General features: G+C 43.4%; 23 protein-coding genes and 3 pseudogenes. 16 read left to right on the top strand and 10 right to left on the bottom strand.

All coding sequences use genetic code 11. The features are described from left to right. Positions 1–3 precede the first annotated feature (3 nt). Together cobS and cobT are read right to left on the bottom strand one after the other, a co-directional pair. On the bottom strand, positions 4–867 hold the full coding sequence (gene cobS / locus TT12_RS02955) for an adenosylcobinamide-GDP ribazoletransferase (protein WP_045452098.1): 864 nt from the start codon (positions 865–867) through the stop codon (positions 4–6). Further along, positions 867–1,797 (bottom strand): annotated as a pseudogene (gene cobT / locus TT12_RS02950) (nicotinate-nucleotide--dimethylbenzimidazole phosphoribosyltransferase). Before cobT ends, cobS begins: the two are co-directional and overlap by 1 nt. 344 nt (positions 1,798–2,141) lie before the next feature. Here cobT and TT12_RS02945 point away from each other — a divergent pair. Continuing rightward, positions 2,142–3,497 carry a GntP family permease gene (locus TT12_RS02945; RefSeq protein ID WP_201605667.1) on the top strand — a complete coding sequence of 452 codons (1,356 nt, stop codon included), beginning with the start codon at positions 2,142–2,144 and terminating at the stop codon, positions 3,495–3,497. A 112-nt stretch (positions 3,498–3,609) separates the two neighbouring features. Continuing rightward, positions 3,610–4,746 (top strand): glycerate kinase, encoded by a 1,137-nt coding sequence (locus TT12_RS02940; RefSeq protein ID WP_045452092.1) that lies wholly within the window; start codon positions 3,610–3,612, stop codon positions 4,744–4,746. A 111-nt stretch (positions 4,747–4,857) separates the two neighbouring features. On the opposite strand, the gene TT12_RS02935 is transcribed toward TT12_RS02940, so the two are convergent. After that, a complete protein-coding gene (locus TT12_RS02935) occupies positions 4,858–5,727 on the bottom strand; it encodes a LysR family transcriptional regulator (RefSeq protein WP_045452089.1) in 870 nt (289 codons plus the stop codon). A 107-nt stretch (positions 5,728–5,834) separates the two neighbouring features. On the opposite strand from TT12_RS02935, the pseudogene TT12_RS19020 reads away from it, so the two are divergent. The 3 genes and pseudogenes from TT12_RS19020 to TT12_RS02925 form a co-directional block, all read left to right on the top strand. Next, a pseudogene (locus TT12_RS19020) lies at positions 5,835–5,924 on the top strand (VOC family protein); the annotation flags it as partial. A 239-nt stretch (positions 5,925–6,163) separates the two neighbouring features. Beyond that, positions 6,164–6,334 carry a VOC family protein gene (locus TT12_RS19015; protein ID WP_353511611.1) on the top strand — a complete coding sequence of 57 codons (171 nt, stop codon included), beginning with the start codon at positions 6,164–6,166 and terminating at the stop codon, positions 6,332–6,334. 202 nt (positions 6,335–6,536) lie between these two features. After that, positions 6,537–7,349, top strand: coding sequence for an enoyl-CoA hydratase (locus TT12_RS02925; protein WP_045452086.1), 813 nt, complete (start codon positions 6,537–6,539; stop codon positions 7,347–7,349). Positions 7,350–7,952: 603 nt separating this feature from the next. On the opposite strand, the gene TT12_RS02915 is transcribed toward TT12_RS02925, so the two are convergent. Both TT12_RS02915 and TT12_RS02910 read right to left on the bottom strand, forming a co-directional pair. Further along, complete coding sequence (locus tag TT12_RS02915) at positions 7,953–8,291, bottom strand: RidA family protein (protein ID WP_045452271.1); 339 nt, start codon at positions 8,289–8,291, stop codon at positions 7,953–7,955. A 163-nt stretch (positions 8,292–8,454) separates the two neighbouring features. After that, positions 8,455–9,701 (bottom strand): annotated as a pseudogene (locus TT12_RS02910) (NAD(P)/FAD-dependent oxidoreductase). Between the two features lie 389 nt (positions 9,702–10,090). Between TT12_RS02910 and TT12_RS15235 the strand changes: the two are divergent. The 7 genes from TT12_RS15235 (at position 10,091) to TT12_RS15205 (ending at position 14,752) form a co-directional block, all read left to right on the top strand. Further along, a complete protein-coding gene (locus TT12_RS15235; protein ID WP_207803982.1) occupies positions 10,091–10,981 on the top strand; it encodes a hypothetical protein in 891 nt (296 codons plus the stop codon). Beyond that, positions 10,978–11,364 carry a hypothetical protein gene (locus tag TT12_RS15230; protein ID WP_207803981.1) on the top strand — a complete coding sequence of 129 codons (387 nt, stop codon included), beginning with the start codon at positions 10,978–10,980 and terminating at the stop codon, positions 11,362–11,364. The genes TT12_RS15235 and TT12_RS15230 overlap by 4 nt, the downstream gene beginning before the upstream one ends. Before the next feature lie 14 nt (positions 11,365–11,378). Next, positions 11,379–11,843: an AAA domain-containing protein gene (locus tag TT12_RS15225; protein WP_207803980.1), complete on the top strand. Its 465-nt coding sequence runs from the start codon at positions 11,379–11,381 to the stop codon at positions 11,841–11,843. A 77-nt stretch (positions 11,844–11,920) separates the two neighbouring features. Then, positions 11,921–12,274 (top strand): hypothetical protein, encoded by a 354-nt coding sequence (locus TT12_RS15220; protein ID WP_207803979.1) that lies wholly within the window; start codon positions 11,921–11,923, stop codon positions 12,272–12,274. A gap of 14 nt (positions 12,275–12,288) precedes the next feature. Continuing rightward, positions 12,289–13,581 (top strand): AAA domain-containing protein, encoded by a 1,293-nt coding sequence (locus TT12_RS15215; protein WP_207803978.1) that lies wholly within the window; start codon positions 12,289–12,291, stop codon positions 13,579–13,581. Next, positions 13,581–14,147 (top strand): AAA domain-containing protein, encoded by a 567-nt coding sequence (locus tag TT12_RS15210; protein WP_207803977.1) that lies wholly within the window; start codon positions 13,581–13,583, stop codon positions 14,145–14,147. Before TT12_RS15215 ends, TT12_RS15210 begins: the two co-directional genes overlap by 1 nt. After that, positions 14,144–14,752, top strand: a complete 609-nt coding sequence (locus tag TT12_RS15205; RefSeq protein WP_207803976.1) for a PDDEXK-like endonuclease domain-containing protein — start codon at positions 14,144–14,146, stop codon at positions 14,750–14,752. The genes TT12_RS15210 and TT12_RS15205 overlap by 4 nt, the downstream gene beginning before the upstream one ends. Before the next feature lie 49 nt (positions 14,753–14,801). Here TT12_RS15205 and TT12_RS16320 read toward each other — a convergent pair whose 3' ends face one another. Next, a complete protein-coding gene (locus TT12_RS16320) occupies positions 14,802–15,188 on the bottom strand; it encodes a 3'-5' exonuclease (protein WP_243443298.1) in 387 nt (128 codons plus the stop codon). Positions 15,189–15,193: 5 nt separating this feature from the next. Next, complete coding sequence (locus tag TT12_RS02900; protein ID WP_243443297.1) at positions 15,194–16,993, bottom strand: ATP-dependent helicase; 1,800 nt, start codon at positions 16,991–16,993, stop codon at positions 15,194–15,196. 362 nt (positions 16,994–17,355) lie between these two features. Here TT12_RS02900 and ychF point away from each other — a divergent pair, with 362 nt between their 5' ends. The 4 genes from ychF (at position 17,356) to TT12_RS02880 (ending at position 21,525) form a co-directional block, all read left to right on the top strand. Further along, entirely contained in the window at positions 17,356–18,447 is a 1,092-nt protein-coding gene (ychF, locus tag TT12_RS02895) for a redox-regulated ATPase YchF (protein WP_045446876.1), read from the top strand. A gap of 128 nt (positions 18,448–18,575) precedes the next feature. Continuing rightward, positions 18,576–19,151 (top strand): hypothetical protein, encoded by a 576-nt coding sequence (locus tag TT12_RS02890; protein ID WP_045452080.1) that lies wholly within the window; start codon positions 18,576–18,578, stop codon positions 19,149–19,151. 167 nt (positions 19,152–19,318) lie between these two features. Next, a complete protein-coding gene (locus TT12_RS02885; protein ID WP_045452076.1) occupies positions 19,319–20,740 on the top strand; it encodes a deoxyguanosinetriphosphate triphosphohydrolase in 1,422 nt (473 codons plus the stop codon). 104 nt (positions 20,741–20,844) lie between these two features. Then, complete coding sequence (locus TT12_RS02880) at positions 20,845–21,525, top strand: TetR/AcrR family transcriptional regulator (RefSeq protein ID WP_045446867.1); 681 nt, start codon at positions 20,845–20,847, stop codon at positions 21,523–21,525. 57 nt (positions 21,526–21,582) lie between these two features. On the opposite strand, the gene gspK is transcribed toward TT12_RS02880, so the two are convergent. Genes gspK through gspI form a run of 3 tightly spaced genes read right to left on the bottom strand, consistent with a single transcriptional unit; the run spans position 21,583 to position 24,047 of the window. Further along, positions 21,583–22,650: a type II secretion system minor pseudopilin GspK gene (gene gspK / locus TT12_RS02875; RefSeq protein WP_045452072.1), complete on the bottom strand. Its 1,068-nt coding sequence runs from the start codon at positions 22,648–22,650 to the stop codon at positions 21,583–21,585. Between the two features lie 39 nt (positions 22,651–22,689). After that, positions 22,690–23,556, bottom strand: a complete 867-nt coding sequence (gspJ, locus tag TT12_RS02870; protein ID WP_045452068.1) for a type II secretion system minor pseudopilin GspJ — start codon at positions 23,554–23,556, stop codon at positions 22,690–22,692. Next, positions 23,553–24,047 carry a type II secretion system minor pseudopilin GspI gene (gene gspI / locus TT12_RS02865; protein WP_045452065.1) on the bottom strand — a complete coding sequence of 165 codons (495 nt, stop codon included), beginning with the start codon at positions 24,045–24,047 and terminating at the stop codon, positions 23,553–23,555. Before gspI ends, gspJ begins: the two co-directional genes overlap by 4 nt. Position 24,048 lies beyond the last annotated feature (1 nt).

Genomic DNA, 24,048 nt, shown 5'->3' with positions numbered 1-24,048 from the left:
GATTTAAATAAAGGGTATAGAAGCAGCCAGTCCGATATAAATAGCAATTTCACTAAGCTGCTGCGTCGCGCCGAGCCCATCGCCCGTGTAACCATCCAAGCGCCTGCGCAATAAACGTCGCATGTAGTCAGTGGCTATCAGCGCCAGTATGATGGCTAATAACCATCGACCAATTCCAATCTGCTGCATCGTATTGGGGAATATAAGGGCGACTAAAATAATAGCCAATATTAGCCAGCCACTGCTATATAGCCCTTGTATTGGCGTCAATTGCTGCGCCATCGGTTTGGCTTTTGCGTGTTCTATCTCTCCACCATAAGGTAGTAAAGACAGCAGGCTAATGCAAAGTAGACGCGACGCGGTATGTCCTATGATAAGCGCGATGACAGCTATCGGTATGGGCATCGAGGCAAGTAAGCTAATTTTGAGTAATAGCGCCGACACCAAACCTAATACACCATAAGTACCTAGGCGCGAGTCTTTCATAATAGTCAGTGTGCGCTCGCGAGTCAGACCACCGCCGAGACCGTCACAGCTATCCGCAAGACCATCTTCATGAAAAGCGCCAGTGAGCTTAATTCCAAAAGCTGTGCTCAGCACTGCAGCAACTAGGGGCGTAAATAACAGACTGCCCAGCCAAAACACGCCAGCACAGAGTAAGCCAACCAGTAAACCGACTGCGGGGAAATGTCGGCTACTTTCGTGCAACCATTGCGGATTGTAGTTTTTAAACGGCGGTACTGGCAGACGGGTTAAAAATTGAACAGCGACCAGTATTAGACGCCATTCACACTTTATCGACTGTATGAAAGTTAATCTAGACTCAGCGTTTTTTGGTGGCTTTGGCTTATCTGATGGCTGCAACATCAGTTGGTTTGCTCACTGATACCGGCGTCACTAAAGCTTGCCATCTCATTGATAATGGCGCAAGCGGATTGCAACAATGGATACGCGAGCGCAGCCCCGCTACCCTCGCCTAAGCGCATGCCCATATTAAGTAAAGGCTCAGCATTTAGTGATTTCAATAAATGCGCGTGCCCCGGCTCAACAGAATGATGAGCAAAGACCGCGTATTGAGCAACACCGGGCGCTAGGCGTTCAGCACCAATAATGCGCTACTGGCAATAAAACCGTCAATCAGGAGAATACGCCGTTCACTAGCAGCCTGAATCAGCGCACCCGCCATCATGCAATTTCAAGCCCGCCCAATGCAGCGAGTACATCAAACGGTGCTTGTGCCTGTTGATGACGCTCTAATACTTGCGTCAAAATATCCGTCTTATGCTCTAATCCTGCATCGTCAAGACCGGTACCACGTCCAATACAATCAGCAAGTGGTACATCACCCAATCTCGCCAGCAAGAGACTCGCCGCCGAAGTATTACCAATACCCATCTCCCCAACAATCAACAGATTACCCGCTAGATTCTTGACGACTTTCATGCCGTTTTCTAGCGCTACTAAACACTCTGTTTCTGTCATTGCAGGCTCTGTTAACGCATCACGACTACCATGACGAACCTTGTAATCTAGCAATTTTGGATGAGGAGCAAAGTCGGCATCCACCCCAGCGTCAACAACCTTTAACTCAATATTATGCTGGCGTGCCAGTACGTTGATGGCGGCACCGCCTTGCAAAAAGTTATGAACCATTTGCGCAGTGACAGCACTAGGAAACGCTGATGTACCATGCTTAGTTAAACCATGGTCTGCCGCAAACACTCGTATTTGCGCTTGCTCAATATGCGGTGTGATCGTTCCTTGAATCATGCCCAACTGCACAGCGAGTGCCTCTATTCGCCCAAGCGCGCCCAGCGGCTTGTTTTTAGGTCTATAATCTGCTGTAGCTGCAGACGTAATTCATCATTTTCTATATTGGCTATAGTAGGCGCGGTAAATATGGTCAAGGTAGGCATCCTGATAATGGTACGTGTGAAGCAAAAAGCACATACTAGCAGAGTATCTAAGCTTTACCATGAATAAAATCAAATATGAGCCGAATAGATTCCCTAGCAGCTTGGATTTACTATAGAATATGCCCCTTTAAAAATCCATATACCTATTGATGCTGCTATTAATGAAATAATAGCTCAGTAGCAGCATCCACAATTATCGCCATCAACCTACATGTAGAGACAGTGATGATTGTATTTTGGCTTGTGCTGACCATTCTTTTTATTATTTTCGCTACCGCAAAATTAAAGTGGCATCCCTTTTTAGTATTGATTCTCTCTGCTTTCTTGGTCGCGCTATTTTATCAAGTACCACTTAACACGGTCGCAAAAACGATCTCTGATGGTTTCGGTGGTATCTTAGGCTATATCGGTCTTGTGATTGTATTTGGTACGATTATTGGCTTAATTCTTGAAAAAACGGGGGCTGCTATCGTAATGGCAGAGTCAGTCATCAAAGTATTGGGGCCACGCTTCCCTACTTTGACCATGTCTATCGTCGGTGCAGTCGTTTCTATACCTGTATTTTGTGACTCTGGCTATATTATCTTGAACTCTCTAAAAGAGTCTTTGGCTGAGCGTCTACATGTATCAAGTGTCGCAATGAGCATTGCCTTGGCAACTGGACTATACGCTACCCATACCTTTGTACCGCCCACGCCAGGCCCAATCGCAGCGGCAGGTAACTTAGGTCTAGAGTCAAACTTGGGTTTGGTCATCATGGTCGGTGTGGTCGTGACAGCCGTTGCGGTACTGGCTGGCTGGTGGTGGTCTAATCGCTTCCTTAACGCCACTCCTGACAATATCAATGCGGCAGACGCTCCAGCAGCAATGCCTGAAGGAATGAAAACTCGTGATGATTACAGCCATTTGCCTTCAGCAACAATGGCGTTTTTACCGATTATTGTGCCTATCATATTAATCTGCCTGTCGTCGGTGGCTAATTTCCCAAGCGCACCATTTGGCAGTAGCATGGTAGCGGAGATTTTGATATTCATTGGTAATCCGCTTACTGCACTACTTATCGGTTTGTTTTTATCGTTTTTATTGATTGATTCAGAGCAAAAAACGCAGCAAATCAGCGATAGTATCTCGCAAGGTTTGGTAGTAGCAGCCCCTATCCTACTGATCACTGGTGCTGGTGGCGCATTTGGTGCCATGCTAAAAGTCACACCAATTGGCGATTATCTAGGTTCAACGTTATCGGCCTTAGGTTTAGGTATTCTTATGCCATTTATCGTCTCTGCTGCGCTAAAAACAGCACAAGGCTCAACCACGGTCGCATTGGTCACAACCTCTGCAATGGTTGCCCCACTGTTGAACCAAATTGGCTTGGACAGTGAGCTTGGCCGTGTATTCTGCGTGATGGCAATTGGTGCTGGTGCCATGACCATCTCGCATGCCAATGACAGCTTCTTTTGGATTGTTAGCCAGTTTAGTCGCATGAGCGTGGCACAAGCGTACAAAGCTCATTCAATGGCCACTGGTATCCAAGGTGTGACTAGCATCGTATTTATCTGGTTATTGACCCTAGTGTTTATCTAGTTCATAAAATTGGGTATTTATACATACGTTTATTTGATGATTGCTAAGTAAACGTTTTAAAACATGACACTATCGCAATGATCGTGTCATTAAGATATTCAAAGAGAGCCGTATGAAAATTTTGATCGCCCCTGACTCGTTTAAAGAAAGTTTAGAAGCACTGGACGTTTGCCATGCCATTCAATCTGGCTTTAGCCAAGTGTTTCCAGATGCTGACTATAAGCTGTTGCCAATGGCCGATGGCGGTGAAGGTACCTCAGCGGTATTGTCTTATGTATTGGGCGGGCGCTGGAAAGAAGTCAGAGTACATGACCCGTTGATGAGGCCGATTACGGCAAAGTATCTGTTATTGCCTGATGCGACTGCTGTTATCGAAGTGGCTCAAGCCTGCGGACTGCACCTACTGACAGCTGATGAGCGTAATCCCGTTATTGCGAGTAGTTATGGTGTTGGGGAGCTGATCGAAGATGCGTTAGAAGAAGGTGCTAAGCGTATCGTCATTGGTCTAGGTGGTAGCGCAACCAATGATGCAGGTCTTGGCATGCTAATGGCGCTAGGCATAACATTTCATGACATGAATGATAGCCTGCTCACTCATGGTGGTGGCGCACTTGCCAGCCTACATAAGCTCGATAATACTAGCCTTCATGCAAAGATATCAGACACGGTATTTGAAGTTGCTTGTGATGTGACCAATCCGTTATGCGGTCTGCTGGGTGCAAGCGCAGTGTTTGGCCCACAAAAAGGCGCTTGTCCAGAGCAAGTCAATACCTTGGACAAGGCACTCAGTCACTTTGCGACTATATGTGGAGAGCACGGCTATGAAGACTGTCAATACGTCGAAGGCGCTGGCGCTGCTGGCGGTCTTGGCTATGCGATGATGACATTCTTTCAAGCTCAGCTAAAGTCAGGCTTTGATACAGTTGCCGAAGTGGCTCACCTATCACAGCATATCGCAGAGGCTGATCTAGTCATCACTGGCGAAGGCAAGCTCGATGCGCAAACAGCTATGGGTAAAGTGGCAGGCGGTATCAGCCAAATCGCTAACGCTAGCCGTACACCTGTTATCGCTATCTGCGGCAGCGTCGATGGACTAAAACCTGCCCAGACCAGTCAGTTCGATGTGGTTATGCCGAGTATCCAAAAAATAGACACGATTGATAACGTGTTGGGTTCTGCTTATAACAATATTGAGACTACTGCTGCTAATATCGCTGCAAGTATCAAACTTGGGCAGACTTTAAAATAGACGCAATCTTTTATAGTCGCAATCTATCAGTGAACCTCCTCCACTAAATGCACAGCTATTGAACTTTCGATTAACCCTTTGCTAGCTGTGCATGTATCACTCTCAACATGTCTATAGCCATTTTTTTACTTCATCAATGACCGTATGTATTCTATTAGAGAGTACCTGCTGTCGTCTGACTGCCAGATATAGCGTCTCACTAACGGCAACTGGTAAATGATGACTGCTAATCAGTTCAGGCTTTGGATAGGCAGCCACTGCATGTGCTGGCAAGACAGTAAAACCTATTCCCCTGCTGACGGGCTCTAGTATCAGGCCAATCTGATTCGAAAAGCCCTTTTTCTCAAAGTCATTGATATGCTGAAATTGCTCATAATTGGCAGTCAGTAGCATGCCTGCATGATGGGCGCCATCCGGATGATCAATAAATCCAAGTGCCATAAGCTGCTCCCAGCTAGGCTCTGCTGTAGCCGCAGGGGTTACTAGTATCAATGCTTCTTGCGCCATAGGCTTGCAGCTAACCGTTTCATCATCTGAGATATCTGTCATAAAGCCGATATCAATCTCGTGATTTGCCAGCGCCCGCTCAATATCAGAATTTGGAGCAAAACGGTAATCAATCACTAGTTTTGGATGCTGCTGCTGTAAAGACAAAAGCTGCGGATACAGCTTAAGTCCCACACTACCCGGTGACATCAACCGTACCAATCCTTCATAAGGCGGATCTTCACCGATGTGCTGTTCTAAATTTGATAAGCGCTGCAATATCTCACCTGCTTCTTTATAAAGCTGCTCACCTGCATTGGTCAATGAAAACCGCTTTCCTTGTCGAATCAACAAGTCCGTATCTAGTTGCTCCTCTAACTTACTTATGTGTTGGCTCACACCAGACTGCGTCATATATAGACGTTCAGCGGTACGAGTAAAGTGCCCCACTTCTGCAAGCGTACAAAAGGTGCGTAGCCATGTGATATTTATCATTACGTTTCATACTTATTTATATAATATTTGATAATTTTACATAATGAATATGCGTTTGTATACTGGCCTCACGTTAAACAAGAATACAGCAAACAGGAGCACAAACTATGAACAACGTTTATCCAAGAAGCTTTTCGCACATCGGTCTGTCAGTCCCTGACTTAGATGCCGCCGTAAAATTTTATACTGAAGTGATGGGTTGGTACACCATCATGGAACCGACTGAGATTGTTGAAGATGACAGCCCGATTGGTGAGATGTGTACTGAAGTATTTGGTTCTGGTTGGGGCAGCTTCCGCATCGCTCACTTATCTACTGGTGACCGTATCGGTGTTGAGATTTTTGAATTCAAAATCAAGAAAACCCTGAAAACAACTTTGAATACTGGAAAACAGGTATCTTTCACTTCTGCGTTCAAGATCCAAATGTTGAAGAGTTGGCTGAGCGCATCGTTGCAGCAGGCGGTAAAAAGCGTATGGAAAAACCACGCTATTATTACCCTGGTGAAAAACCTTACCGCATGATCTACATGGAAGACCCGTTTGGCAATATCGTCGAGATATACAGCCACAGCTACGAGCTTATTTATAGCGAAGGCGCATACTAAACTCAGTGTACATACAGCTTAATACAGCCTTAACTTGTATCTGACTGATAAACAAATAGCGACCTCAGAATATGAGATCGCTATTTTTATTTGTCTGCTTTCTACATGAGCAACCTATTATATAAGAGGTAAGCCATGCTACTATTTAGGTAGCTATACATAGCATCTGCCAAACGAAACAACCCATTATCAAGGATGATAAATGACAAACTCTGACGTTGCCTTAGCCATGGACGACTTTCTCGTTATTAGAAAAGACGATAGAAAAAGTGGCGTGGTCACTCTCACCTTAAACCGACCAAAGCAATTCAATGCCTTATCCGTTGAGCTACTCTCTGCGCTACAAGCGGAACTGGACAGTATCGCTCAAGATGCCAATATCCGTGTAGTCGTCATTGCAGCAAATGGTAAAGCGTTTTGTGCCGGTCACAATCTAAAAGAGATGCGCGCACATTCAGATGAAGCCTTTCAGCGCGCCCTATTCCAACAATGCAGTCACATGATGCTCACTATTAATCGTATGCCGCAAGTCGTCATTGCAAAGGTGCAAGGCATTGCGACAGCAGCAGGATGCCAGCTAGTCGCAGCTTGTGATTTGGCCGTTGCCGCTGATGAAGCCAAATTTGCCACTTCAGGGATAAACGTTGGGCTTTTTTGCTCCACGCCTGCCGTTGCTGTCAGTCGTAATCTACCTCGTAAGCAAGCGTTTGAGATGCTGATTACTGGTGAGTTTATCGATGCACATACTGCCTTGCAATATGGATTGATCAATCGAGTAGCCCCAGCAGAGCAATTAGAACAAGTCTTGCAGTCTTTAATCACAGCTATCACCGCCAAATCTCCGGTAGCGGTAAGAACTGGCAAAGATATGTTTTATAAGCAATTGAATATGAGCGTCGAAGATGCTTATGGCTATGCCAGTGAAGTGATGACTTGTAATATGATGGCAGGCGATGTGAGTGAAGGTATTGACGCCTTTGTTGAAAAGCGCCAAGCGGTATGGAAAGGATGCTAACTGTTTGACGAAAATACTCTGACTAAAGAAAGATGACGTTGCTATTATTATGAAGCCATCAAAGCGCCCACAATCATAAATGCAACGGCTATGAGTGATCTCAAAAATGGTGAACTGCACTCTGCCCAGCGAGTGATAATAAAGTATAAATTGGCAAATGGAAGAAATAGATATAACAGCCCCCAGAGTACCGACTCTTGGAAGGCTATAATAATTAATTTAATGCTATAAATAATGCACATGATACTTGCGATGACAAGTAAAATAACACCTATAAATTCCACGTGAATTTCCTCAAAATGTTTAATAAAAGGCAAACTTATAATTAGCTAAAAAAGAGAGTCATAATATTGCTGCTATCAGTGCTAAAGCACTCTACAACTTCTCAATATATGTGAATTATCTCAGAATTATTGCTGGCGTATAATAACAGGTAACACAAAAAATTCATAATTTTATAAGACATAAGTTGAATAAATATAGTCTAGTTCGCTTTGGTAATTTATAAAAATAGATTCACAACCAAATCATAAGACGATAAAAAAGGCCATGATATCGCTATCATGGCCTTTTTTATTTAATACGGATACTACGGGCAATCTATTACTCAGCAGCGATAGCTATCATCTCAACCAATAGCTCAGGGCGTGCTAGGGCTGACTCGCCACAAGCACGTGCTGGTGGCTGAATGCCTTCAAAAAAATTGTCATAGACTTCATTCATAGCAGCAAAGTCTGCCATATCTTTGATCCAAACCGTTACTGATAGTAGTTTTGATTTATCACTACCCACTTCTTCTAATAACGTTTGGATTTTTTCCAAGCAAGTCAATGTTTGCGCTTTGATATCGTCTTCTGCATTACCGACCTGACCACACAAATAGATCGTCTGGTTATGGATTACGGTTTTGCTCATACGTTGATTGCTATGTAGCTTCTTAATCATGTCTATACCTTTTATTTATTAATTTAATTCTGTGCTAACTATAGTCAATCCACTATACAAGCGTTACAGCGTTAACCTCGCTTGAAGTATGACATATACATCTGCACTCGGTTGCCTTGTACCGCTCTTAAATTGGATCAACTATATATCAGATACGCGCTTAGTTAGAAAAACGCTGGGCACTAAATGGTGCAAGATCGACCAGTGCAGGCTTATCGTGAATCATTTCTTCAACCAGACGCCCTGTCATTGGCCTAAAGTGAAGCCTTGATGACTGTGACCAAATGCGAACCATAGTTTGTCATGCTTGTCAGCAGGACCGATTACTGGCTTCATATCAGGCATACAAGGACGTGAGCCTGCCCATGCTTCACTCTCAACTGCATCTTCTAATGGCAAGATCTTTTTAGCCAGTTTCAATACCGTTTTTAACTGACCAAAGTTCTTTGGCGCATTCATCGTGGTCATCTCAGCACCAGTGGTGATACGGATACCCTGCTGCATTGGCCCCATCACAAAGCCTTTGTCCATATCAAACATACTGTGATTAATGGTGTTCTTTTCTGTCACTTTGAAATGCTGATGATAACCGCGCATTGGGAACAACGGCAGATTATAGCCAAGTGGTCTGATCAAATCATTAGACCATGGGCCTGCTGCGATAACCAATTTATCACTATAGTAGGTATCGTTATCAGTGATAATTTTCCAGCCTTCGCCATCTTGAACGATTTCTTTCACATCGCTTTCTTTGATCGTACCCTGCATATCTTGGAAGTTTTTTGCATAAGCTTTCACGAGTGAGCTTGGGTTCGATACTTGCCAAGAATTTTTCCAATGAATCGCGCCAACAAAACCTTCAAAATTGGCGCTAGGCTCCATTGCTTTTAGCGCTTCAAGGTTTAGTACGTTATGCTCAACACCTTGGTTACGTGCGTCGATAGCTGATACTTGCGCTTCTTTGAACGTCTCTTCTGAGCGATGCAATTGCAACCAACCATCACGAGTAATGAGCTCGTCAGCACCAGAAGCGCTAATCATGGTTTGGTGCTCACTAGTACAATGCTCAATCAGCGTCTGCCACTCTGATTCAATTTTTTTGACTGAAGCCGGCGTAGAGTATTTCCAATACTGAAGCAGCGCTTGGTGATAACGCAAAATGGCCGGGATACGATAGCGAATATCGGTCCCTTGGTTTGGCAATACTCTGATCATTTCTGTCAGCTGACGAGGAAAAGGATGTGTATGAATGGCTTCGCGCTGAATCAATCCTGCATTGCCGTATGAGGTCTCTGACCCTGGCAATTTTTTGTCTAACAATAATACATTTGAGTTATTTTTTTGTAGATGCCACGCGATTGACGTGCCAACCATACCTGCACCGATAACGATAACTTCGTAGCGCATAACCTATCCTTTTCTTAGGGTGTTAATACAGAGTATCAAATATAAGGGTCTAACAGAATTAGGTGGTAATAGTAACGCATTAGGATAAATTTGAAACCCTTATCTGAGAAATATTTTCACGTCACATACTTTTGGTTATGGGGTTTTTGAGAAGGTATTTTTGATAGGAATAGTTGAAGTTTGTTTGATGAAATAGTAATGATTGGTCATCATTTTTTAAAATATTAGATACGACTTAGCCCTATGAATTTCTGTGCTATAGTTTAGTATTTTCTGATTTAAAACTTATCAACCGCCTGAGCAGTTTTATTATAAAGACTGATAAACAGTATGTGTAATATGACAGAGAGGTCAGGGCTTAAATTTTGATGATTTAGAAGGTTTAACAAATGAGTATTTACGCACGAAGACTGGCCTCTCAGATTGAGTTCATTAAGCAGTGTGCTTTGATGAAAAAAACGCCTACTCAAGATTTTACTAAACATAGTGATTTCACTTGTACTGAGGAACAAGTAATAGACTTGCCAGGTATCAGCCTGAACATCACTGATGATGCCTCCGAGGACGTTTGGCTTCGTGTAGAGCGATTACGTGAAAATTCAGCACCTAAACCCAACAGCTCACTATTAGCAAACTGGTTAAAGTTTCCAGCAAAATTCAGCGATCAACCTTTATTGCAAGAAAAAATCAATATAAAAAATCTAATAGATGATGGTGTTATCGCTTATGAAGAAGCATTTACACCATTTGAAGTTGATGACACCTATCACAATGAATTATTAGACATAGAAGCATCATCAGAAAAAGAGGTTTATTTAAAAGATTTCTCGGAAAGAGGGCTTGTACAAAAGGAATTTAACGATTATCTCAAAGAAATTTGGAAACCTTGGCTAGCACAAGAGAAACTCGTCCGCCAAAGTGTTGATTTATATTCTAGCCTATTCATGCTTAATCAACAGCTTCAAGGCAATCTAGCTGATGCACAGCTAGAGTTAGTATGGGGTATGGGTATTGCTCTAAGAAAAAGCAATGACAATGAGCAAAGTAGCAAGCAGATAAAGTATCCCCTATTGACGCAATCTGTTGAAATCACCTTAGATCAAAAAACGATGGCGTTACTCATCAAGCCTACCCTATCCACTCCTACGCTTGAAACCGAACCTTTTTCTATAGAAGAAAATCAAGGTTTGGCTAAGTTATTAAAAAACAGTAAAGAGTTTTATGGTTCAGAAGATGTTTCATTAAATCCTTTTTTGCCAAGTAGCTATGAGCTATCTTGAAGTCAGCCGTTACTTTGCTTGACTCCTCTGGCATTTATCAGCCAGATCATACTAATGCAGATGATCGAAAAATACCTAAAGTGCAGAATAGCTTAATGGTTACTGACACATGGGTCATTATGGCGCGTCCCAGAAGCAATAACATATTTTTACAAGATTTGAACAACCTATCAATGCAGCTAGAAACGGTCACTGACATCAATTTACCGAGCGCACTTAAAGCAATATTGACAGAACCCGCCACAGAAAACAAAGAAGCCATACTTCCTGCTTATCGTGGTTTATCAACGGTGAGCGGCAGTGATAGCTATATCGCGCGCCAGCCGAACTATATTTCCCCAAAGCATTCAATGATGAGCAAGTACAAATCATACAGCAACTGAATGTCTACGATGGGGTGGTCGTTCAAGGCCCACCCGGTACAGGAAAAACCCATACTATTGCCAATGTCATTTGTCACTACTTAGCACTTGGCAAGCGGGTACTGGTCACGTCAATGAAAGACCCTGCATTAAAGGTGCTGCAAGGACAACTACCTGAATCTATTCGCCCCCTCGCCGTTAGTCTACTGACCAGCGAGAACGAGGGTTTAAAGCAGTTTGAACATGCCATCAAAAAAATATCGAGTGAAGTGTCTAGTATCAATCGTGATGCCTACAAAAAAGACATCCTCATGTTTGACAATCAAATTGATACTATTCATGCACAGTTAGCCAACACTGACAATAAAATCACGGCTTGGGCACGGTTGAATCTTGATGATATCACTATCGATAAAGAGACTATCAAGCCTATAGATGCGGCGACTGAGGTTGCTCAAAACAGACAGTTGATAGACAGCTTTCCCGATAAATTGGTATAGAAGAGACATTTAAGCCTCGATTTACTCATGCTGATATCACGGCGCTAAAAAATGCAAGAGTAAACCTCGGCAGTGATTTGGCTTATGTTAATAAAAAAATTCCTGCAGTTGCAGAAATGCCACCTAGCAATGCTATAAAACAACTTCATAAAGATTTGAGTTATCTCAACGAGTCACATGTAGCTGAGCAGCAAGGAGAACTACCAAGCTTAATAAATGACAGTGCTAGCACAATAAATATTGCTCACGAAGTCACTTCTAATACTTCTCGTTTAACTGATCTGCTACAGAAAATTATAGCAGCTGGGCAGAGCTGGACGACTGACATTCAGCAGGATTTAGCTAATGAGACTAAGCAAGACATCATCGCTCATCTCACTATACTGAATGATGAAATCAAAGCGCTTTTGATGAGAGAACCATTTATTTAACCAAACCTATTACGATGACAGATGATTTTGATAAGAATCTAGAGCTCGTTGACGCGGTGAAAAATTTATCTGAAGGCAAAAAGCCATTTGGTCTCGCTGGGATTTTTGGTAAATCTGCTGAGAAAAAAAGCCTTGAGTCTATAACAATAGTCTCATCAGCACCATCAAGTGAGGCAGACTGGCAGTATATATCCAGCTTTATAACGTTTAGAAAAAAATCTCAAGCGCTTATCCTTCGCTGGAACGCCTTATCAAATGAGCTGTCCTTACCAATATTTGAGGTAGCGCCTGATAATTTATCTGCGTTACATTCAGCCGTTCATCTATATGATGAAATCATTGCTAGTAACCACTTGCAGCACAGTATCAGGCAAGCGTTAAGTACTATATTCATAGATTGGGATATTATTTCTGCAGCACCTTATGACACGGATATCTTGGCTGAGATTGAAAATGTTCTTAAACAACACTTAAAGAGACATAATCTGGCTGAAAGTCTCACGTTAAAAGAGACGTTGCTTAATAAGCTTGCTGACTATAAAGGCAATATTAGTGAAAAAATGACGGCCTTTGTCACTCAAAATATTGGTGACCCGAGTTTATCTGATGATGAATTACAAGCAGACTATCAAGAACTGCTTAATGAGCTGAAACGAGTAAATAATCTTGCAACAGACTTACAGACAGTCGCTGATGTTACTCAACTCATTGAAGATAACGGCGCACCACTTTGGGCGAAGAAATTGCGTTATGAACCTCATAATAATTCTCAAGACACCTTGGCATCAGATAACTGGCAGCAGATTTGGCGAATTGCTAGATTGACCAGCTTTATAGACAGCATCGATGGTCGCAAGGAATTGGTTCAACTGGCCAAAACTCGTGGCAATTTAGAAGTAAGCTTAGCCAGACTCTATCAAGAAGCCATCACCAAAAGAGCATGGCTAAAAGTTGCAGAAAATGCGACACCAAACGTGAGAGCGTCTCTAGAAAAATACCGCTCTGCCATTATGCGTATCGGTAAGGGAACAGGCAAAGGCGCGCATTATTATCGCCGTGAAGCGCGCGAAGCTTCTGCGGGAGCAAGTGCTGCTATTCCGTGTTGGATTATGCCGCATTATCGTATTTCTGAGTCCTTGCCCGCAGAGTTCGGCAGTTTTGACTTGGTTATCATTGATGAAGCCTCTCAGTCTGACTTAACTGCACTCCCAGCCATTATGAGAGCTAAGAAAGTGTTAATCGTTGGTGATGACAAGCAAGTATCGCCAGAAGCGTCGGTCTCGATATCGAAAAAATTCGCAATCTGATGGCACAGTATCTGAGCAATCAAGTCCCTGTCTATCGCTCACAAATGTCGCCTGATCGTTCAATCTATGATTTATTCAAAGTCGTTTTTGCAGATAGCAGTGTGATGCTAAAAGAACATTTTCGCAGTATTGCACCTATTATTGAGTTCTCAAAACGTGAGTTTTACAATCATGAGCTGATACCTTTACGTAAAGCCAAGCCCTCAGAACGCTTAGACCCACCATTGATTGATGTTTATGTCACTGACGGCTATCGTCTTAAAGGCTCTGATATTAATCCTTCAGAAGTCAGATTTATCGTCGATGAAATCAAGTTCATCGTTGCTGATCCAGCTTACAAAGGTAAAACCATCGGTGTTGTCTCGTTGCTAGGCAATAAGCAAGCGCATAATATTATGGAGATACTCAACAAAGAACTAGATGAAACGGTAATGACTGCTTTTGACATTGCTTGCGGTGATGCCAGAACCTTTCAAGGCAAAGAGCGCGATATCATGTTTTTGTCATTGGTAGTGGTACCCGGAGCGCCCATGCACAAACGAGAGACACTTTCGCTCAGCGTATGAATGTTGCGGCCTCAAGAGCGCGCGATAGAATGTATTTGGTACGCAGTATTGAGCTAGACGAGCTTAGCCAAGCTGACCATTATCGCGCTGAACTCATCAAACATTTTCAAGCGCCATTTATGCAAAATGAAGAGCAAGTAGCTGACTTGCGTGATAAATGTGAGTCTCCCTTTGAAACAGAAGTTTTTAACCTTCTGGTTGAGAGAGGCTATCGAGTGGTTCCGCAGGTTAAGGCTGGTGCCTACCGAATCGATATGGTTGTCGAAGGTGAAAACGATAACAGTCTAGCCATTGAATGTGATGGCGATAGATATCATGGGCCTGACAAATGGGACAGCGATATGCAACGTCAGCGTATTTTAGAGCGTGCGGGCTGGAAATTTTGGCGCTGCTTTGCCTCTACTTTTGTCACTCGTAAAAAAGAAGTCATCCAAGATTTATTGGCGGAATTGGAACGCTTAGAGATTTATCCAATCACTACCGACACGGCACATAGCAGCTCGTATGTTGAATCTAGAATCGTCAATACTGTTGAAGAACCCATACTCGATATTGAAACTGACATTGATACCAACATAGATAGCGAAACGGAGACTGACGCTTAAATATATAAGAGTCAGTCAATGCCAGTGCGGTGGTAATATACTCACAATATCACCACCACACTGGATCATCACTCTCCTCTCTCACCTGTTTAGAAGCTTCGACAGTGACCTCATTCGCAGACAGCTCAGCGATAAACCGCGACGGCTTGTCAAAATACCCTGAATAACTGGCGAAGTAATCAGGTGCCGTTAGATACAGTCTGGTCTTGGCTCGACTACAAGCAACATAGAATAATTTTCGTTCTTCTTCTAGCTCTTCAAAGTCATCCAAAGAGCGATAGTGCGGCGTGATACCATCGACCAATGAGTTAACAAACACCACTGGCCACTCCAGCCCCTTCGCACTGTGAATGGTCGAAATCGTCACTTTATCTGTGTCATTATCTTCTGGTTTCTCCATGGCTGCGACCGAATCATTAGGCGGATCGAGTGCCAAATTTTCTAAGAAGTTATCAAGCTACTGTGTTCTATTGCCAAATTTTTGAGCACACGAAAGTCCTCCTTGCGCTCTCGCCAATTTTCCTCAATCGTTTTTAGGACAGGAATATAGAACTCTAAAATCAGCTCAATGACCGTCTCGACGGATTCAGCTTGATTTGCTTTAGTGAGCGTATTGTATAAAGGTTCAAGCTGTATACTTTTTTTAGCAAACTTCGCCGTAAGTAATGGCTCAAAGGAGTTGTTATCGGCATTAATCGCTTGGGTCAAACGCGTCGCGGTGACTATTCCCACGCCTTGGAATAAGGTCAAAATACGATGCCAAGCAATCGTATCATTCGGGTTATAGAGGACTTTGACAAAGGCCAAAACGTCTTTGATATGTCGCCTTTCAATGAACTTGATCCCGCCCACCACAATGAATGGAATATGACGCTCCATAAACTCTAATTGGACATAGTTAGATTGAAAGGATGTGCGACACAGTACCGCAAAATCATCATAATCATGATCTGACTTTAGCTCGATGATTTTATCGGCGATATACTTGGCTTCTTTTGTCTCATTGCTTAGGCGGCTAAACACTGGCTTATCCCCACTTATCGATGCGCCAGAGTACAATTGTTTTTGATAGCCTAGCGTGATTTGCACGGACAAAGCATTGATATAATCCAAAACAGCAGGCGTACTGCGATAGTTTTGCTCGAGCTTAATCAGCTTGGCATCGGGATAGGTCTCACCGAATAACAGAATATTTTCGTAATTGGCACCGCGAAAAGCATAAATACTTTGATTGTCATCACCGACCACCATCAGCGATACCGACTCAGATGCACAAATCAAATCTATCAGCTGCTTTTGCGGAATATTGGTGTCTTGATATTCATCAACCATGATGTAGCGATATTGGTTTTGTAGCATTTGGCGAAAGGTATCATTAGTCTTCAAATGACGCACGACCTGACTGATAATATCGTCAAAGTCGTAGAGATGATTGGCACGTTTATACTCATGAAAATCGACTGCCAATTGCTCGATAATAGGAATATGTACGGCGATATCAGGATAACTACTTTCGATTAAATCACGGATATGAATACGTCTATTCCGAGAGCTAGAAATGATATTTTGCAGTGTCTTTTTGCGCGGGAATGCTTGGCTCTTATTTTGCGCGGTATACTTTTTTTCTTTGTGAATTAAGTCGATGGCATCTTCGCTATCGCCCGTGTCTAAAATCGTAAATCGCGGATTAATACCGAGCAGCCCTGAATATTGACGCAGCAGCATATTGCAGAATGAGTGAAAAGTACCACTGGTGATATCGTTGAGCCGCTTATCAGTTGGCAGCTTATCCTTTACCAAGTCTTCATCAGACTGTTTATTAAATAAGGTATTCGCAAGTAAGGTTTTGGCACGGCTTTTTATTTCATTGGCGGCTTTACGGGTAAAGGTCAGTAGCAAGATGCTTTTGGGCGTGACCCCATTCTCTAACAAATAACTGGTACGGTACGTGAGCGTTTTGGTCTTGCCAGAGCCTGCACCTGCAATGACCAACACTTTGCCTTCGATAGTGGTGGCTGCTAATAGTTGGTCAGGATTTAACTCACGGGCATAGTTTACTTTCAATCCTAATTCACTATTAAGCCTTTGATTCAGTAGCTCAATATTTGCATCATCATTAGCATCGATTAAATTTGCCTCTAGCATTTTAATTGCCTGCTCAAGTCGTGCCAGCTTGGGCTTAATCTCGATGAAGTTTTGCGGATAATTGTAGTGGCGCGTGTCAAAAATCGTGGGTGTCATTATAGGAATTTGCCTTTCGTTTTATTTTAGCGGCCTTTATCGATACGGCGCATTTATACATAGTGGTTTGCAGATTTGACTGAGAGCGCTTGGTGTTCATAATGAAGATTACTCGTCAAGTTTAGCGAGTCGTAGGCGCTTACCTGTCATACGCCTACAAGCCAAACTATCGTTTTATAGCACAGCTTACCATAATCGATAAAACAGCAAAATTGCCAGTCATGACCAAACGCAAAATCTCAGTATACAATACAACAACCTCACCCCTATTCAGGTAAATTTGCTACAATATGCCCAATTTTGATTTATCATTTAACCAATCTTTATACCAACTGATTTTATTAATATATTGAGAGAATGTTATGGGTTTTAATTGCGGCATCGTCGGCCTACCAAACGTGGGTAAATCCACCTTGTTTAATGCGTTGACCAAAGCGGGAATTGCCGCTGAAAACTTTCCATTTTGTACCAAAGATCCCAACACAGGTATCGTACCAGTACCTGACCCACGCCTAAAGAAACTGGCTGATATCGTTAAGCCTGAACGCGTATTACCAACGACGATGGAGTTTGTGGATATCGCAGGTCTAGTCGCTGGTGCTTCAAAAGGCGAAGGCATGGGCAACCAGTTCCTAGCCAATATCCGTGAGACTGATGCGATTGCGCACGTCGTACGCTGTTTTGATGATGACAACGTCGTCCACGTTGATGGTCGCGTCAGCCCTATTGATGATATCGAAACCATTAACACTGAATTGGCATTGGCAGATTTAGAGGCCGTTGAGCGTGCCATTCACAACCAAACCAAGAAGGCTAAAGGTGGCGACAAAGACGCGCAAGCATTGCTTGATATCTTTAAAAAAGTTGAGCCTTTATTAGCAGAAGGTAAAGCGGCACGCGCAGCGAACCTAGATGCTGATGAGAAAAAGCTCATCAGAAGTTATGGTTTAATCACCCTAAAACCAACCATGTATATCGCTAACGTCAGTGAAGATGGCTTTGAAAACAATCCATACCTTGATGCGGTACGCAACTATGCGACTGGCGAAGATTCTATCGTTATCGCTCTATGCAACCAAATCGAATCTGAAATCGCTCAGCTTGATGAAGACGACAAAAAAGACTTCCTAGCTGAGATGGATATGCTCGAGGCCGGTCTTGATCAAGTCATTCGCGGTGGTTATGATTTGCTAGATATGCAGACTTACTTTACTGCTGGTGTTAAAGAAGTGCGCGCTTGGACGGTTGCAGTTGGCGCAACGGCTCCGCAAGCCGCTGGCGTGATTCATACTGATTTTGAGCGCGGCTTCATTCGTGCCGAAGTCATTGCGTATGATGATTTTATCGAGTATGGCGGTGAAAAAGGCGCAGCTGCCGCTGGCAAATCACGCTTAGAAGGCAAAACCTATATCGTACAAGATGGCGATATCATGCACTTTAGATTTAACGTGTAACGTTAAGCGGTACATCCTGACTGATAGTTAATAAGCCGATGTTGGAAATTCTCCCTCATCGGCTTTATTTTGTCTGTTTGTTGTTATATTATAACATATCTTTATTTTGCTATTTGAGGACTTATACTATGACTGACTATTTCTCTTTTTCTAGATTTGCCAGTGTTGCGCTTGTAGGAAGTATCATGACAGGCTCTCTATTGGGCTGTCAGCCGAATGCAGAAAGTGATACGGTAGTATCCGAAGAAATAACACCCGTAGATGATCACGCTGAACATGCTCATGAAGGGCACGAAGGGCACGAAGGGCACGATGCTATGGAACAAGGTCATGAAGGACACAATCATGAAAGTCATAGCCACGAAGAAAGCGCGCATGCAGGACACGATCATGCAGAACATGCCAGCAACAGCACACCATTCTCTTGTGAGCCTACGGCTACTATAGGCGTGTCTTACCATGATGATGCTCCATTGCAGACAGTGCACCTACTCATCGATGGTATCGAATACGATTTGACCGCTACCTCTGATAGCGACGCCAGTACTGAAAAAACCATCTATACCAGTGATATCGGATTAGATAACACCCATGGCATTATATGGCAGGTAAATGGTGACAAGGCAACGTTGAGAAATAAAACATTGGGCAGCAATGTAGCTATCGAAGAGGAAGAAGTGCTTTTTAACTGCCAGAAATCTTAAGCTCGATTCACTATAATTTAGATACAAGGAAGGCGAGTGAAAGCAATACAAGTAGTAAGCTAAGCAAGACTGACACCGTATCCAATTTATAGAGGGTTGACTATATATCTGTACCAAGGGCGCTATTTTGCTATGCTAGAGGCTCCCTTGGTTTCGGATGTTTCAATATGCTAAGTACACCAACCTCTTTGCCGTCCCCTACCACACAATGGTCTCATCTCCTCAACTCACAACGTCTTGGTGCTGCCAAAAAGTTTAACGCCAATACAAGTACTCGCTCTCAGTTTCACAAAGACTACGACAGACTGGTATTTTCGCACTCCTTTCGGCAGTTGAATCAAAAAACCCAAGTCCATCCATTAACCAATCAGCTCGGTATCCATACGCGTCTGACTCATTCGCTTGAGGTCTCCTCTATTGGACGCTCTTTAGCAATGATGGCAGCAGAAAAGCTCCATGATAAATTGGCCAGCGGTCTACCAGCAGGCGTATCGCCAGCCGATGTCGGTGTCATTGTACAAGCAGCGTGCCTCGCTCACGATATTGGCAACCCGCCTTTTGGTCATGCGGGAGAGTATGCCATTCGAGATTGGTTTAGGCAACCTGACCCTCAAGCGATATTACAAAATTTAAGTAGCAACGAGCGCTTGGACTTGCTGGCCTACGAAGGTAATGCACAAGGGTTTCGACTGTTGGCGCGTAATGAGCACCATCCTGATAAAGGTGGTATGCGTCTCACTTGTGCAACGCTAGGCGCTTTTATGAAGTATCCGTGGCTTGCCTCTCACAGCAACGATGTCAATGATAAACACCACCATCAAAATGTACAAAAATTTGGCTGCTTTTATAGTGAGTCAGCACAATTAGAAGAGTTGGCAGCCTGTTTGCATTTACCACGTTCAACACAGCACGACGGTTTTGCGCGTCATCCGCTGGCTTATTTACTAGAAGCAGCAGACGATATTTGCTATGCCTTGATCGATTTAGAAGATGGTATCAATCTCAATATGCTGACCTATAGTGAGGTTGCCGCCATATTTTATGAGCTGATTGGTGAGCGCCCTAGCAGTATCAATCTGCCCGTACACATGTCTGTGAGGCAGAGCTTAGCCTCATTGCGAGCCCGTGCCATGATGCGTTTGGTAAACACGGTGACCGATGCCTTTGTTGCCAATAGTGATGCCCTGCTGGCCGGAAAACTACAAGGCAGTTTATTTACCCATTGTGATGCAAATGTACAAAATGGCATTAATCAAGCCAAGCAATTGGCACGCGAAAAAATATTCAATCACCCAAGCAAAGTACGTATGGAATTGATGGCCAATCAATGCTTGCATCGTTTATTAGATGCTTTTATGCCATTGGCTTGGACAGGTAGTAGAGCAACATCTAATCCTCAATCCATGTCCTTTGAGCAGCAGCGCCTACTAATGTTGTTACAGCCACATCTCGATGAGCATCGGCGGGTATTATCAGATAATGTCTATCACAATATCTTAAATATATTGGACTTTATCACTGGGATGAATGATCATGAGGCGTATCGATTGGCACAAGAGTTACAAGGCCATTGGGGTACGATGGTTTAAAAGACCCGTGCAGGTCTAGTAAATTAACACAAGTTGCGTATTTCAGTCGTATTTTTACGCTGAAATGAGTATGATAAACCCTTATTGGACAATTTTGAAATATTATGAGCAGTCGCGAACAGAAGAAACTTCAAACTCGGCACGCCTTTTTTAATGCCGTGCTTGATTTATGTATGACAGGGCAGTCTTTTAGCTCAATCAGCCTCCGGCAAGTAACGCGTGAGGTTGGCGTGGTGCCGACCGCATTTTATCGGCATTTCGACGACATGGAATCGCTTGGTCGAGCATTGGTCGTAGAAGAGCTAGGCGGTACGCTGGCGATCCTAAGCGATAGCTTGCAAATTGGGCGTAAACGTAGCTTTGATCGCCAAATTGCTAAGAGCATTCAGCTGTTCTTGTATATGGTCAGTGATCAGCCTTATTACTGGCAATTTTTAGTCAGTGAGCGCTACGGTGGCTCAGAAGCTGTACGCAAAGCCATTAATGAACTTGTCAAAAAACATGCTCAAAGCTTGGCTGATGATTTAGCGCTACAGCCTGCTTTTACTCATATCAATGCCTATGACCGTCGCCTACTGGCTGAAGCTGGGGTAAATATGTTCTTTTCTTGGATTATCGATTGGTTGGAGCTGACTTATACTGAAGACCATGATGATGAAATCGATCTGAACGAGATTGAAGAAAATAAACAGCTGATGCTCCATAATTGTACTCGCCAAGCACAGATGCTGTTTTATGGTGCTTATAACTGGAAATCTACGGAAGAGACGCACTTAGGAGATTAGGTGACGTCAGCTATTCTACCTCGGCACTGATTGAGACTCTTTTTAGGTGGCTCAACGTTAGAAACTGGGTCTAAATGCCCATAAACGCTGTGTCACCACTTTAATTTCTTTGGCTTTTTTATTATTGCCATTCTCATTATTTCCATTATTATTGTTAGGCGTGCTGTTATTCGCATTACTCCCTACTGCCGCGCCAGTATCAGTCGCAATTTTGCTAATCAATACGGTTGCAAACCGTTGTCTTTGTTGACCAAGACTTGCACTATCTGTTGCGGTAATAAGCGCCATAAAGGCTTGGCTATCGACTGCAAGCAGTGGTTTTAACGCCTTTCGCTGATCATCATTTAAGCTGCTCAACATCGGTAATTGCCACACATCATCGATAGAGGCTAACGCCTGCTTTGCCCGCATATCGACCAATCCCTGCATCTGTTGGCTGGTTGCGCCATCTATCAGCGCAGCCAGCAAAACTGGACTGGCAGTATTGACATTAATAGGCACATAATAAGGAACCGCCGTAATATAAGGACGTAGTGCCGCTAGTACTTCAGCATTTACCCCTCGAATCTCTTGCAATTGATCGACACTCACCAATGCTTGATTGGGCAAAGTCTTACTCGCTGAGCCACTTGATTGCTGAGAATAAACCACACTCTCATCACCACCGTCTTGGTAAACGTCGCTATCCGTATCTTGATAATCAAGAACAGCAATGGCAATATCAGGTTCCAGATTTAATTGTGTCAACAGTCTTTGAAATATGGCTACAGCGGCACTATCAACCGCGCCATTCTGATATAAATTGTTAATATTAAAACGACTGGCTTCATCACGCAATTCGATACTGATGCTATGATTGGCTAAAAGATAAGGCGGTAATGGCTGCGCCCAAATATCTTGCTCGCTATCTGTGTCATTCAGCTTATCGTCAGCACGAATCATCGTGATGGCCAATTGCTGACCAGCATTGATATCTTGTGACAGCTGATTTTGATCAAACAATAAACCGCTACGCCTAATAGCAATCTTTTGGCTGGCAAGCATCGCCCCTGCCACTACGGTGATACTGACCACCAATAGTAAGATAGTTAGCAGCGCTACTCCGCGCTGAGAGTGCGCTGTCATTGACTTAAGCCGCCTTTATAATTGACCCAATGGTACATTTTAAATATTACTTCCTGCATTGTTATTTAAATTGTTATTTACATTGCTATTTGGATTGTCATTATTAGTGTTATCACTACTATCGTTATTGCTACCATTGCCATTATTAGCAGCATTGTTATTGCTTTTGTTGGTATTGTTAATTGGTATTGGTTGGGGAGCAAGCGCCCACTGCCAAGTGATAGGCATATCCTGATAAGTAAAATTGACAGCAATACCTTTGGGCAATAAAACCACTGCCGGCTTGACGTTTATGGCATTGGCCGTCTGCCCAGAGGTTGTCTTTGTACTGCTATTGCCGTTATTACTGCTGTCTGCATCTGGGAATGTGGTGCTCAGTTCAGGTAAATATGCTTGCCAACGCCCTGCGGTGACGCCTTCTAGCAATACACTGTCTAGGCTGATGCTATCGCGCCCACCATCGATGCTGGTATATTGGCGGCGAATTAAACGCTCATCTGCAAAAATGTATTCGATATGCTGGACACTCATGCTACTTTGATAACGTGGATCGGGGTCGGCAAAACGAACAAAGCTGACATGCTCACCATCCAAGCTCATAAAAGGCTCAGGCACTGTTTCATTGGCTTGGGCGCTATTGTTTGTGCTATCACTGGCATTTGTACTGTTATTTGTCACACTGATATTTTGAGTATTTGGTATTTGATAAGGGATAATTTGACCCATGTCTTGCTGTAGCTGCAAATAAGCATATTGCAAAACAGCTAAGTTATCAGCATGAAATTGTGCACGTTCTCGGGCGCGGTTGACGCTATCAAACACTTGCCAGCCAGCCACCGCCAGCATCGCAAATATTGCCATGGCGACCATCAATTCAAGTAGCGTAAATCCACGCTGCGACTTCACGGATTGCCTCCAGACTGCCCTGCAATATCAGCGCCCAAACTGCTTAAGTCCAAACTACCAATGTCTTGCTCCGCATTGCTCAATATTACATTGATATCAGTCACGGCGCTGCGCGTCTGTCCATCTATAATAGGTGCGACAGCGATATTCACCTCTTTTAAAGCAGGTGTAATGGCATCATTGACCGTCAACACGACTTGCCAATCACGCCCTTGAGCATTGATCGTTTGCGTACGATTGGCCGTCAGCCATGTCTCTTGAATACGCAAATCAGCGGCTGCATTCTGTGCAACAAAATGTGCCAGTGTACGTGTGCGTAAGACATCCACTGAGCTGAGATAAGCACTACTGGCACGGCTAGCAGCCACAGCAACAACCGCTAAAATCGCTAACGCTACCATTACCTCAATCAGAGTAAAGCCGCTTTCATGCTTTGATAGCATTGGCTTTTTGTTTATGTCAGCAGATATAATGTCATCCTTATCTATCATC

Origin of the sequence: Psychrobacter sp. JCM 18903 (assembly GCF_000586475.1) — a bacterium.
Lineage (GTDB): Bacteria > Pseudomonadota > Gammaproteobacteria > Pseudomonadales > Moraxellaceae > Psychrobacter.
The sequence above is the reverse complement of the archived record's forward strand: the minus strand, read 5'-3'. Positions and strand labels throughout refer to the sequence as shown.